Origin of the sequence: Sphingobacterium sp. UBA1897 (assembly GCF_002337775.1) — a bacterium.
Taxonomy (GTDB): Bacteria; Bacteroidota; Bacteroidia; order Sphingobacteriales; family Sphingobacteriaceae; genus Sphingobacterium; species Sphingobacterium siyangense.
Map to the genome: position 1 here is coordinate 158,026 of NZ_DDGR01000025.1, position 12,813 is coordinate 170,838.

Annotated in this window: 10 protein-coding genes; 9 read left to right on the forward strand and 1 reads right to left on the reverse strand. The window is 40.1% G+C overall.

Features of this window, described 5'->3' with window-relative positions; genetic code table 11:
- The first annotated feature begins 10 nt into the window (after nt 1-10).
- The 5 genes from B4N43_RS16555 to B4N43_RS16575 all read left to right on the forward strand — a co-directional run bounded on the left by B4N43_RS16555 (nt 11) and on the right by B4N43_RS16575 (nt 5,030).
- Nucleotides 11-715 carry a DUF3823 domain-containing protein gene (locus B4N43_RS16555; RefSeq protein WP_286735665.1) on the forward strand — a complete coding sequence of 235 codons (705 nt, stop codon included), beginning with the start codon at nt 11-13 and terminating at the stop codon, nt 713-715.
- A 40-nt stretch (nt 716-755) separates the two neighbouring features.
- Nucleotides 756-1,562, forward strand: a complete 807-nt coding sequence (locus B4N43_RS16560; RefSeq protein WP_286735666.1) for an endonuclease/exonuclease/phosphatase family protein — start codon at nt 756-758, stop codon at nt 1,560-1,562.
- Nucleotides 1,563-1,590: 28 nt separating this feature from the next.
- Entirely contained in the window at nt 1,591-2,913 is a 1,323-nt protein-coding gene (locus B4N43_RS16565; RefSeq protein ID WP_182983120.1) for an IPT/TIG domain-containing protein, read from the forward strand.
- A gap of 158 nt (nt 2,914-3,071) precedes the next feature.
- Nucleotides 3,072-3,785: an endonuclease/exonuclease/phosphatase family protein gene (locus tag B4N43_RS16570; protein ID WP_286735667.1), complete on the forward strand. Its 714-nt coding sequence runs from the start codon at nt 3,072-3,074 to the stop codon at nt 3,783-3,785.
- Between the two features lie 45 nt (nt 3,786-3,830).
- Entirely contained in the window at nt 3,831-5,030 is a 1,200-nt protein-coding gene (locus B4N43_RS16575; protein ID WP_286735668.1) for an endonuclease/exonuclease/phosphatase family protein, read from the forward strand.
- Between the two features lie 34 nt (nt 5,031-5,064).
- Here B4N43_RS16575 and B4N43_RS16580 read toward each other — a convergent pair whose 3' ends face one another.
- Nucleotides 5,065-6,111: a LacI family DNA-binding transcriptional regulator gene (locus B4N43_RS16580; protein ID WP_286735669.1), complete on the reverse strand. Its 1,047-nt coding sequence runs from the start codon at nt 6,109-6,111 to the stop codon at nt 5,065-5,067.
- Between the two features lie 373 nt (nt 6,112-6,484).
- Between B4N43_RS16580 and B4N43_RS16585 the strand changes: the two genes are divergently transcribed.
- From B4N43_RS16585 to B4N43_RS16600, 4 genes are all read left to right on the forward strand, one after another.
- Nucleotides 6,485-7,576, forward strand: a complete 1,092-nt coding sequence (locus B4N43_RS16585; protein ID WP_286735670.1) for a mechanosensitive ion channel family protein — start codon at nt 6,485-6,487, stop codon at nt 7,574-7,576.
- A 77-nt stretch (nt 7,577-7,653) separates the two neighbouring features.
- On the forward strand, nt 7,654-8,736 hold the full coding sequence (locus tag B4N43_RS16590) for an endonuclease/exonuclease/phosphatase family protein (RefSeq protein ID WP_286735671.1): 1,083 nt from the start codon (nt 7,654-7,656) through the stop codon (nt 8,734-8,736).
- Nucleotides 8,737-9,270: 534 nt separating this feature from the next.
- Nucleotides 9,271-10,101, forward strand: coding sequence for a helix-turn-helix domain-containing protein (locus tag B4N43_RS16595; protein WP_286735672.1), 831 nt, complete (start codon nt 9,271-9,273; stop codon nt 10,099-10,101).
- A gap of 368 nt (nt 10,102-10,469) precedes the next feature.
- A complete protein-coding gene (locus B4N43_RS16600) occupies nt 10,470-12,716 on the forward strand; it encodes an LruC domain-containing protein (RefSeq protein WP_286735673.1) in 2,247 nt (748 codons plus the stop codon).
- The last annotated feature ends 97 nt before the right edge of the window (nt 12,717-12,813 follow it).

Sequence of the window (12,813 nt, forward strand, 5' to 3'; positions counted from 1 at the left end):
TATGATAAGTATGAAGAATATTTTTTTTATGCTCGGTGTTATGCTTATGGCTGTTATGAACAGTTGTGAAAATGAGATCGATAATATGGAAGCTCCGAATGGCGGACTGCACGGTACCATATATGACATGGAAACTAACAAGCCTATTCCGCTGCCTGTGGAGGGATCGGGCGGCGTGCTCGTTTCTTTATTTGAAATAGGCACAAATGCGACTGCTTCTGTCGATTTCAGGGCGAATGCAGATGGATCTTATACCAATAATAAAGTGTTTAATGGGAAGTACAGGGTGGCCGTAAATGGCCCTTTTATAGGGGTTTGTGAAGGTTATACCACGGTCAATGGTGAGACGCAGTTCGATTTGAAGGCAACTCCTTTTTCCCGTATTACGGCTTCGGCGACTATTTCCGAAAGAAACCGGGTCGAAATAGCATTTAAGGTTGATAAGGCGGACGACTCCTTTACGTTTACCAACGTATCTGTCATGTGGAACTATACGCCGCGGGTAGATGAAAATAATGCTAATTATGTCACAAAGATTGCTAAAGGCAAAATAGATGAAGGTACGCATGTTTTTGAACTGGCCAATGATAAACAGTTTGTCGAAAACTTTTACAAGATCAAGGCAAATGGCAACAAAATCTACGTCAGGGTAAGTGCGACTGTAAACGGAGTCGTCAATTATAGTGATACCATAGAATTGATAGCAAATGACTGATCACATAGCACGCAAAGTGAAAACTAAAAACGAGTCACTGATGAAAAAAATCATAACATTAAGTATAATAGGTTTTTTATTGGTATCATGCAGTAAAAATGAAACCAAGGTTGAAGAGCAGCCTGTAACTGGTGTATCTGTCAAAACCATGACTTATAACATCTATTCAGCGCAAAAAAAGGGCATAGAGGCTATTGCCGAAGTGATCAAGAAAAATGATCCCGAACTGGTGGGACTGCAGGAGGTGGAGGTAAACTCCATCAATATGAATTATGATACGGGTAAGCGGCTTTCGGAACTCACGGGCATGCCTTATTATTATTTTGTTAAGGCGCGCGACCTAGCGCAAGGAGAATACGGAAATTTAATCTTATCTAAATTTCCGCTTAAGGAGACGAAAACGTATTTATTAGATGTTGTAACTTCGGAAGCAAATGCATACATCAGGGCGCTCGGAACTGTTAAGGTGACCAAAGAAAATAAGGACTTTTATTTCGCCGTAACCCATTTGGACCATTTGGCCGATAATGCAAATCGACTCCATCAAATAGATCTTATCCACCAATATACCAAAGACCTTACGTTACCAATTATCTTGTCTGCAGATTTAAATGCCAAACCGACAGAAGAGGGCTATAAAGTTTTGACCAAATGGTTTACACCTGGCTGCCTCAACGGATATTGTGGTTTTACGGCTGGGACACCTAAACCGGATGGAACTATAGATTATCTGATGTATGCGCCCACAGATGCGATAATCGCAGAAACTTATGATGTTGATTACAGTTCTTATTCGCAGTCAGATCATTTTCCGGTCACTGCTAACTTTTTGATCAAAAATCCATAAAAATTTTACCTAATAAACCATGACAACAATGTGTTTTTCTAAACGATCAGGTTCCAGATCCCTCCGCTTTGCAGCATTGATGGCACTCGCCCTGGGCATTCTGAGCTGTAATAAAGATCAAGGCAGCGACATGTCTTACCCTGATAAAACTGATGCGGTCCAAATTACGCAGTATACGCCGATCTCTGGAGGATCTGCAACTGAAATAGCGTTGTACGGAAGTAACTTTGAAACAGATCTAACAAAAATAAAAGTTACCGTCAATGATAAGGAGGCTACCGTATTGAGTTCCAATGGAAGGATTATTACGGCACGTATTCCACAGAATGCCGGTTCCGGCAGCGTGAAACTTGCTATAAATGGTCAAAATTATACTTACAAGCAAAATTTTGAATATGGTTACCAAACCGTCGTTTACACGTATTTGGGAAGTACCAAGGATGATGTAGATGGAGACTATGCCCAGGCTAAACTGTCGGGACCACGCTATTTGAAATGGAGCAAGGATAATGCCCTTTATTTTGTCGAAGAGGGGGCGAGTAGTCGAGATAATTTTGCTGCGCTCCGAGTTGCGGAAAATAATAAAGTAACCACATTGCTTAAGGCTTTTGAAAGCCCTTTATTCGAACGTCTCCGGGCTTTTGACTTTTCAATGGACCAGAGTACATTATTTCTTACTAATGACAATAACGCAAATGGCTCCATGGGGCTGGGCAAAATGACAAAATCTTCAGGTAAGTACAACAATTTGACGGCTGTGTCCGCGCAAGGAGGATTGACCGCTGTAGCAACGAACCCAGTGACAGATGAGGTATTTGTGGGGGTGTATTCTGGCGGAAAGATCTGTCGATTAAAATCCGATGGGAGCCTGGAGGGCCTGTTTGCTATCAATTCAAAAAATGTGAATGTCATGGATATTATTTTCTCTAAAGATGGTCAAACCATGTTTATTTCTGGCGCTTACAATGCACACAGTATATACCGCGTACCTTACGATATTACAAGCAAAACGTTTGGGACTGTGCAAGTTCTTGCAGGGCCAAATGCCAATGTTACAGGGAATGCAGAGGGGGATGGTGCATCTGCCCGATTTAATACGCCTGCACAGATGGACCTCGATACTGGTGGAAATCTCTATGTTGCCGATCGTAAAAACCATTGCATACGGAAAATTACTGCTGATGGTACTGTGACCACTTATGCAGGTATTGCTGGCACGAACGGCCTCCAGAATGGAAATGCTTTATCAGCAAAATTTTATGAGCCCGAAGGTCTGCAGTTTGGTCCCGATGGAGCATTGTACGTCGCTGATACGTGGAATCACGTTATCCGAAAGATCGTTGTCGAATAACTATAATATAATTTAACTCATTCTTACTTACATTAAAGAATAGGATCATTATGATGGCTTTCTCTAAAGCAAGAAATTTAAACTTGCGCCCCCTTCTGTGTGTTTTAGTAACCGTTCTTCTGTTATCAGTTCGCACGAACGAAGCATCCGCCCAAAAATTGAATAGTAAAGTTGAGATCAAAACGATGACCTACAACATCTATAGTGCTCGAAAAATGGGTATTGAAGCTATTGCAGCGGTAATCAGAAAGGTCAATCCCGATGTAGTCTCTCTACAAGAAGTAGAGCGCAATACCGATTTAAATCCGATGGATTTTTCAAAGGAAATAGCGGCGCTGACGGGTATGAAATATTATTTTTTTGCACATGCGCTCACCCTGAAAAAAGGTGACTATGGCAATGTTATCCTTTCAAAATATCCGCTTTTGCAAACAAAGTCCATTCATTTGAGCGTTGCTAATGATGGGGATGATATACGATCCTTTGGCTATGCGTTGCTGGAAAAGCAAGGTAAACAATTTTATTTTGCGACAACCCATCTGGGCTACAAAAAGGACGATGCCACCCGTTTAAAACAGATTGCTGAGATCTTGGCAGAAATCAAAAATTTAAAGAAGCCGATCATTTTGGGAGCAGATCTGAATTCACGGCCGAACTCGCAGACTATGCCAGCGCTGCAGAAGTGGTTTACCCTTCCCTGTCAGATCTCGGATTGTGAATGGACGGTACCGGTGCCAAAACCTACTTACACCTGTGATTGGTTAATATATGCCCCTCAGCACGCTTTTGAAGTTAAGGATTATGCAGTTCAATTTTGGGCGGAAAAAGAATCCGATCATTTTCCAGTTGTAGGAACATTTTATATGAAATAGTCTGAATAATTGAATGTAGTTATTAGAACATTATAAATAAAAATTATGAGAAAATTAATTTATGGACTACAGTTGCCACTTATATTGAGCTTTGTCTTTGCCGCTTGTTCCAAAGATCTGGTAAGTTCTTCGGCTACTGACGAAGAACTGTCCCTACCAACCGAAGTACAAAGTGCTGCAACAATAGCTGGAAACGGAGGGTATGTCATGATGACTTTTAATATTCGGCAGGATGCGCCAGATGAGGGAAACCGTGCCTGGACGGTCAGGCGATCATTAGTAAAAGAACGAATATTGGAACATGACTGTGATATAGTCGGTGTTCAGGAGGCTTTAGGGAATCAAATGGACAATATGTCTTCAGATCTACAAGACTATAGCAAAGTTGGTATTGGACGGGAAGGAAATACTTCTTCGGAGCATTCAGCCATATTTTATAAAAACACAAAATTTACAGCCTTAGAGAGCGGTACTTTTTGGCTTGCGCCGGGAGCTCCTACAAGCCCCACCGGTCCAGCTTGGGATGCTGCATACAAGCGCATCTGTACCTGGATAAAGCTTCAGGATAAACAGACGGCAATGATATTTTATGTGTTTAATACGCATTTCGATCATAAAGGTGCTGATGCAAAAACAAATAGCGCTAATCTTCTACTCAGTTATATGCAAAACAAAATTGGAGATCTTCCAGCGGTTTTAATGGGCGATTTAAACGCAAATCAAAACTCAGCGGCATATAATGTGCTCAATAGTTCCTCACTGTTAAAAGAAAGCTGGAATGTTGCGAATTCCAAATTACCAGCATTACGTGTAACGGGAAATGGTTGGAACATTAGTCCAACAGGAGATAGCCAGATCGACCATATCTTTGTTACTGGTCAGTGGTCAGTATCCGCTAGATTAGTGGATTGGTATCATAAGGATCCGGGCGGAATACTACCTTCTGATCATTTTCCTGTTATCGCTCGAATGAATGTGGAAGGTGTAAGTGTCTTTAAGGATGCTCATTATGGCGGAAAGGGAGTTTTCTTACCGAAAGGAAGCTATAATCTGGCAGATCTGAATGCCAAAGGTATTGAAAATGATTGGGCATCCTCCGCGAGAGTTCCAAATGGCCTTAGCTTGACGCTCTATGAACACCAAAATTTCTCTGGAACCAACTGGGTGCTGACGACGGATACTCCGCTGTTTTCACAATTAACTCCAACGGCCAACGATAAGGCGTCTTCAATGATAGTGGAATAACGGGTTGTAATTTTTTTAGATAATCTTCTGTCGATCAGTTGTCTAGGCTGGTCGGCAGGAGATTGATTTTTCTTTCCGATGACTTTCTTGTCTTTATCACTGAGGGCAACACGACATGACTACTATTATTCCTTGGTGCCTTTTCTATCTGCTTGAGCAATAATTTTATAATGTTGTTACTTAGTTCTTCCAATGGCTGGCGTATGGCGGTGATCGTTGGAGAGATCAGGTTAAATGCCTCATGATCGTCAAAGGACACAATTCCGAAATCCACTTTCCTATTAGCCGTTAGTTTATTTATCGCGGCCAACCCTGCAAGACAAAGATAATTGGTTCCAAAGATGATAGCGTCCAATTCCAGGTTTTTTTCAAGAAAATCTTTAATGAGTTGCTGTTTGACTGGTTTTTTTGATTCAAAGGGTACAAAGGCAACTTTAGAGTCAATAGCTAATTTTTCCATGGCCTCTTTATAACCTAATAATCGGTCATGCATTTGGCTTTGTGTAGATTCGAGTGTAACGAATCCAATCTGACGAAAACCATTATCATAAAGATGCATACAAGCTTCAATCATTGCTCCCTTGTTGTTGGTTCCGACGAAATCTACACCTTCGACGGGATCCCGGTCAAATAGAACAATTGGGATATGCTCATCCACCATTTCTTTAACTAGATCTTCTATTCCTTTGGTTGGTGCAATAATATAGCCATCCAGTTGGCTCCGTCTGAAAAAGTTTATAATCTCTACAGCTGTATTGGTGTCACCAAGGGTGCTACTATACATTATTCTATAACCCTTCGCTTTGGCTAGATTTTCGATCATAAGTGCTATTGGTCCAAAGAATGAGTCCGAAATATCTTCAACAATAAGTCCGATACTGTTGCTTCGGCCTGTTGCGAGGCTTTGCGCTAAGTGATGCGGGTAAAAACGAACCTCCCTAACATAGTCCAGTACCTTAGTCTGTAATTCTTTACTGATACGTCTTTCATCAGCTTTTCCGTTAATGATCAGTGATACTGTTGACTTTGCTATTTTTAAGTGTTTCGCAATGTCATTTATTGAGATTTTTTTATTTTCCATACCTTCTAAAGCTTAAAAATATAGATTTTTATTCACTTGTATCCATTATCGTTCAAAACTATAGAATTTACAGGCCTTTCCGGCCACAATAAGGACGATACGAACAGTAGCCCTGTATATTGGCTTGAACTATTTCGGTACATAAAGCATTTTATCTGAATAAAGTAAGCCCTGCTCTTTCTGGGAGCAGGGCTTACTACGTAGGAGATGTAGGTCGATTATATTAATTTGCTGTTCATGCAACTGCGGCAAATTTGTCCAGATTGACGACCGCTTGGTCAACCGATCTTTCTCAAAATAAAACAAACGTTAGGCCTTCATAGCGGTTATCTTTAAATAGGAAAATAAATCGTGAACACAAAGAAAGAACAGCATGATGAACGAAACATTAATTCAACTTTCACAGAAGTGGCCCGCCTGGCTCTGGAATATTGCATTAATCCTCTTTTCATTTTTGATCGGTATCCTGATTAAACTCATATTTATTCCTCTACTACGGCGTCAGGCCATCCAACAGGAATCCTACTCCCTTTTCCGTTCCTTTATTAGGCGTTTTAATCGTGTACTAAGTGTGTTTATCCCATTAATTGTTTTCAATAGTTTACTGCCGTTTACTCAATTTAACGAAAGGACATTTCGTGTGGTGAGCAAAATCAACGAACTTTTGCTCGTCAGTTTCTTTGCGGTTGCGCTGATACAGGGTATTAAGGTTTTTGAAGATTATCTCTATCATCGTTTTGATATTAACAAGGAGAATAACCTGCGCGAACGGAAGATCAGGACGCAAATTGTCTTTATCCGGAAAGTGGTCGTTACCCTGATCATCGTGATCTCCTTGGCGATTATCCTATTAAGCTTTGATAGTATGCAAAAGATCGGCGCCGGCTTGCTCACAGGGGTGGGGGTTGGCGGAATTATTATCGGTTTTGCTGCACAGAAGTCCTTGGGAAATCTCCTCGCTGGCTTTCAGATCGCTTTTACACAGCCCATCCGTATGGATGATGTATTGGTTGTCGAAGGGGAATGGGGGCGTGTGGAGGAAATCAATCTGACCTACGTGGTCGTCCATATCTGGGACAAACGCCGTTTAGTATTGCCCATCACGTATTTTATTGAAAAACCGTTCCAAAATTGGACGCGCACGACTTCTGAGATATTGGGAACCGTATTTATCTATACAGATTTTACCGTACCTGTAGGGCTACTGCGTGAGAAACTGACGGCCTTACTCACCGGACATCCGCTTTGGGATGGTAAAGTCAATGTGCTTCAGGTGACAGATTTTAAAGAACGTACCATGGAGATCCGATGTTTGATGAGTTGCCGCAATTCAGGCCAGGCTTTTGACCTACGCTGTTATATTCGGGAACAAATGATAGCGTATATCCACACAAACTTCCCGAATGCACTAGCCAGGACAAGGGTGGATTATCAGGAAGGTTCAGATGTGAAATTGAATAGCTGAGAAGTAATCACAGACGATGGTCTGTTGAAAATAAGCGTAATTTGTTTAAGTTTGTTTAAAATGTTAGCCCTAGCGATATGCTGATTTTCTATACTGTCTTTTCAGGGATATTAATTCTACTGAGTGTATTACCCTTTATCCAAAGCCAACATTGGATCTTTCGGGTAGCTGAATTTGTGAAGCTGCAGCTGCTGGTATTTCAGCTGCCGGCTTTGGCAATTGGTTTTTATCTCGTGGGGGAAGATTCATGGATCTGGTGGTTGCAAGGTGTACAGTTGGCGCTGATTGTATACCATGCCTATATATTGATCCGCTATACCAAATTTTGGCGTCGCGAAAAATATGAAAAGGGCAAGGATGCATCCGATAGCATTAAAGTAATCTCCTGCAATGTGCTACAATTCAATTCAGCGTATCATCGCTTTATTGAGCTGATCAAAAAAGAACAGCCGAATATTTTTTTGACCATGGAAAGTGATGCGGCATGGGAAAAAGCCTTGCGAGAGCTGGAGAGCGATTATCCTAATTTTGAGAAGGTAACATTGGACAACACCTACGGTATGCACTTTTATACCAATCTGAAGATCAACAAATGTGAGGTGCATTATTTTGTAGCCGATGATATTCCCAGTATTGAAGCTGAACTGGAAACTGCCGACGGACATCGTTTTATCTTTTTTGCCGTTCACCCGCCGCCGCCGAGTCCGACAGAAGAGGAAACTTCAAAAGAAAGGGATGGCGATCTGCTCAGTGTGGCCAAGCGGGTGCGCGATTATAAAATGCCCGTAGTTGTCACAGGAGATTTTAATAATGTGGCCTGGGCCAAATCTTCCCTTTTGTTCAAAAAAACCAGCAGATTGATCGATGCACGAATCGGACGTGGCATTCTTTCTACCTTTCATGCCAACTATTGGTTTTTCAGAGTGCCACTGGATCTGTTGTTTCATAGTCCAACCGTATTTATCGATAAGCTATTTATCTATCCATCAGTTGGGTCCGATCATTTTCCCATGGGCTGTACATTTTTTATCGATCGCTATTCCGAAGAGCAGGCGGAAGATATTGAACATTTGGAAGCTGGTGACATGGCGGATGTCAATGAGATGATTGCTGAGGGTAAAGAGGAAGAAAGCGACAATCGAATTCCAGAAGGGAAATAGGAAAGTTAAATTCCGTATTGTCTTTGTTTTTAATGAAATGGAAGGAAATTTGTTTATAATGCTTAATTAATGACATAAGCAAGACACCCAAACCCAATCCATGGAAAGAGATCGCTCTTATTCGTTAACTTCGTCAACTCTCTTGTCGAAAACTATCGATTTTTTCCGCTTCCCCCTGATCGTAGGGGTAGTATTTATTCATACCGATTTTTCGAATATCGTCATTCAAGGTTCAAAACAGGTTAACAAGATCCATTTTCCTGTTTTCGTACATGTCTTTTTTTTTGCGAAGCTTGTCTTCGAAATCTGTATGCCACTTTTCTTTTTTATTTTAGGTTTTCTCAAACTTGTGCAATGCCAATCCGTTGCGTGAAAAAAAACCTAAAGAGATAATTTATTTGGATAATAAATTTAATGCAGACGCATTCCTCTAATTGTGAAATGCGTTTTTTTTGTGTTCGGGATTTATTTACTAAATTGCTCCCTACTTCAGTATGATTGGTTGTCACGCGGTATATGCAGTAAATAATTGTTATGGAATTTGGAGTTCATCGGGTCATTGGTGTAGAACAAGATTCTTCGGAAATTAAAGATGCAACAGCAAAAGAGTATTATGTGGTTCTTTTTGTATCAAAGGGAGGCTGTAGTATGCAAATCAATAAACAGATTACGGAAATTGAAGAATATTGTTTAGTGCTGGTTCCCCGCGAAATAAAAATTGAGGCGAACCCAAGTGAGCGACGTGCTTTTCTAATTATTTACTTTTCGGAAAGCTTTTTTGCGCGAACGGCAGTTGATACGGCCTTTCTACGTAATTTTAAATCGTTTAATAAGAATGAATATACCTATCGTGTGTTGAGTGTGCCTAAAGACTATGCAACATACTATGAATTTGTAGGCGTGCAACTTAAGCTCTCTAAGCAAAATTATAACCAGGCAATTTATCGAGATTTGGCACATAACATCGTTAAGCAAATTGTGTTATTGGCGGCAATATATGCTGAAGATCGTTTCTCCGGTGAAATATTGGGTCAAAGTGCCGGTGCAACGTTGGTGAGGCGTTTTCAGGAACTGGTCGAGGAACATGTAAAAGAGGAGAAACAAGTTGCATTCTATACTGATAAGCTAAATGTCGGAGGTAAAAAATTGACGAATTTGACCAAGGATATTTTAGGGGTAACGCCAAAAGGGTTAATCATCGAAGTGCTACTTCGTGTTAGTAAAAAGCTCATCGTTGAGTCATCTCTCAGTATTAAAGAAATAGCTTGGGAGCTTGGTTATACTGATGTCAATAATTTTAGTGCTTTTTTTCTGAAAGAAACGATGGTGACGCCAACAGAGTACCGAAAAGGTAATCAACAATAGTTTAATTTTTTCATTTTTATATTTAAAACGGCCTTTACAGCCTACTATATTTGGTGGAAAAGGTTCGAAAAGTAGGTTTATGTACTAATATTTATCTTTTAAAGCTATGTCAAAAAATAGTAGTTCAATATCTTTTTGTCAGTTATAGTCGCTTTTTGTGGTTTATAGTATGTTTTTTTGTAGTCTTGTAGTTGAACCGCTACAAAATTTGCAATTTATATTATAGCTGTGAATTTTGTAGCAGACTCGCTGAAATTAGTTATATCTTTGCTTAAACAGTTCTACCATAGATTATTCGTAAAGCCACGTATAAAATCTATTTCGTTCAGCGATGTTGCTGTTTTATATTGATCTATTATTATTTAATTATGTATAAAAGAAAAAGCTTAAATCTCTTCTTGGTGGGTCTTGCAGGGATTACGCTCTTCGGGGCAAGTTGTTCAAAAGTAAAAGACTTGTACAACGAAACTGATACTGGCTCCGATTTCTCGTCCTTGTTTCCTGATGGGGTTAATGTTTCAAGTGATTTTATGTGGAACTCGGCGCGCGCTGTAGATGTGCGCGTTGCCATTGATGATAAATTTAGTGGTAAATACTTCTATCGGATAGAGATTTTTGATAAAGATCCAGCCCTTGGTACGGGAGCGAACCTTTTGGCTGCAGGACAGGCAAAGTCTGGTCAGGATTTCGTTGGCAAGCTGATGGTTCCGACCGTTGCAAAATACATCTATTTGAGAGAAACCTCTCCGCTGGGTGTTGCCGCAATCAGTATGGTTGAAGTTGGACAACAGAGTACAATCAGCATCAACGGTACACAAGCGGCGTCAGCTAGCAAAGCGAGTGTTTCGCGTGGCTCCACGTCTTCAGCCTTGCTTGCGAGCGGAGGCCTGACAGCTGCTGCGTTTATTGCAGAAGCTGCGACTGTAGTCGTTCCTAGCGATGCTGTTGAAATAAATGGTAATGGTTCTATATATGTTGAATCCAATAAATCATATGTCATCAAATCTGGAGTAACATTTACAGGTACCATTAATGCCAATAATGGTTCCAGTAATGTTAAAATATATGTTCAGGGGGCATGGAAAAATACAGGCAATGAATTCAATTTGGGGGGGAATAATACGTTAATAGTATCGCAGTCTGGTTCAATTCAGCTGGCTAATGTCACCCAAAATACCAACGGGAGGTTTCAAAATTATGGCGCTGCCTCTTTGTCTAGAATGACAACAACTAACAGTTCGCTCTATATCAATTATGGAACATTGGATGTTAATGAGGCAACAGTAACTAATGGAAGTTTTACAAACTATGGTATAGCTACAATTCAAAAGTTGACCAGTTCAACTACTGAAACGATCATTAGAAATGAGGGCACACTTACTGTTAATGACGCTTCTTTTACAAATGCAACATTGGAGGCTGTATGTCATACTACAATTAAGACAATGAAAACAAATGGGGCTACGCTCTCTATTGCTTCAGGATCATTATTGAGTTTAGAAGATTTAACTGCTACCGGAACAAAGATAAATTTGGCTGCTTCGTCTATATTGGATGTTACAACTAAAGTAACTTTTGATACCTGGTCTAATAATTTGACAGGCCCCTCCTCCGGTCAGGCCCTGGCACGTTTAAAAAAGGTTGAATTAATCAAAGGGGGAACGCCAATCACATACTCAGGAAATGTAGAAATTGCTTGCTCTGATCATACGCCTAATGAGCAATATAATACTTATTATGTGGTCAAAAGTCCAGCCAAGTTAGTTCCTTATGATAAATCAACAGTTGTAATTTCGGGCACCTCATGCAATGCTGGTGGGAATAATGCAGCTGGTGGTAATCCAAATGATCAAACTGTAACTGAAGTAAAGTTGGGTACTTATTCGTATGCTTTTGAAGATAATTGGCCGTCAATTGGAGACTATGATATGAATGACTTTGTAGTAGATGTGGCAATCACTAAAGTTCAAAATTCTGCAAATAAAATCACTAAACTCAAATTGGCAAATAAAATTAGATCTGTTGGTGCCAAAAATAGGCTTGCTGCAGCGATTCAGTTGGATGGTATATTGGCAACCAACGTGAAATCTGTAAAATATACAAAAGAAAATCTGGTCGGACAGAACTTACCCTTGGGTTCCAACGGTGTCGAATCTAACCAAAAGTATGCTGTAGTAACAGTATGTGATGATGCACATAAGGCATTTGGTATTTCAGATACGCAATTCATTTCAACGCAAAATGGCAATTTCCAACCGGTTGAAACTGAGATCACAATAGAATTTACATCTCCTTTGGATAATTTTACTTTTGCGGACCTGAACTCTTTTATTATTACAAATGGATATAAAGTAAGTTCACGAACTGAAATTCATTTGGTTGGATATAAAGCAACCGATAAAATGAACAAAGCGTTAGTGGAAAATCAAACCGCAAAAGGACAGCTTTCTGCTAATGATCCATTTAGATCATCAAAAGGAGAGCCATGGGGATTATGTATACCTGTGTCGTTTGTTTATCCAAATGAATATAAAAAAATAACCGGTGTTTATCCCAAATTCGAAAGTTGGGCATTGAGTGGCGGTTCTCAGGATGCCAATTGGTATGTGAAATAGAAAAATATTGATATAAGAGGTAAAAAGACTACATCTAAAAGAGTACCCCTCCCATGGGGTACTTAAAACTAATTAATTTTGTTTTTTAAAGTATACA

Coding starts and splice junctions, on each gene's coding strand:
- B4N43_RS16600 (WP_286735673.1), top strand. CDS start 10,470: ATGTATAAAAGAAAAAGCTTAAATCTCTTCTTGGTGGGTCTTGCAGGG.
- B4N43_RS16595 (WP_286735672.1), top strand. CDS start 9,271: ATGGAATTTGGAGTTCATCGGGTCATTGGTGTAGAACAAGATTCTTCG.
- B4N43_RS16575 (WP_286735668.1), top strand. CDS start 3,831: ATGAGAAAATTAATTTATGGACTACAGTTGCCACTTATATTGAGCTTT.
- B4N43_RS16565 (WP_182983120.1), top strand. CDS start 1,591: ATGTGTTTTTCTAAACGATCAGGTTCCAGATCCCTCCGCTTTGCAGCA.
- B4N43_RS16590 (WP_286735671.1), top strand. CDS start 7,654: ATGCTGATTTTCTATACTGTCTTTTCAGGGATATTAATTCTACTGAGT.
- B4N43_RS16555 (WP_286735665.1), top strand. CDS start 11: ATGAAGAATATTTTTTTTATGCTCGGTGTTATGCTTATGGCTGTTATG.
- B4N43_RS16585 (WP_286735670.1), top strand. CDS start 6,485: ATGATGAACGAAACATTAATTCAACTTTCACAGAAGTGGCCCGCCTGG.
- B4N43_RS16580 (WP_286735669.1), bottom strand. CDS start 6,111: ATGGAAAATAAAAAAATCTCAATAAATGACATTGCGAAACACTTAAAA.
- B4N43_RS16560 (WP_286735666.1), top strand. CDS start 756: ATGAAAAAAATCATAACATTAAGTATAATAGGTTTTTTATTGGTATCA.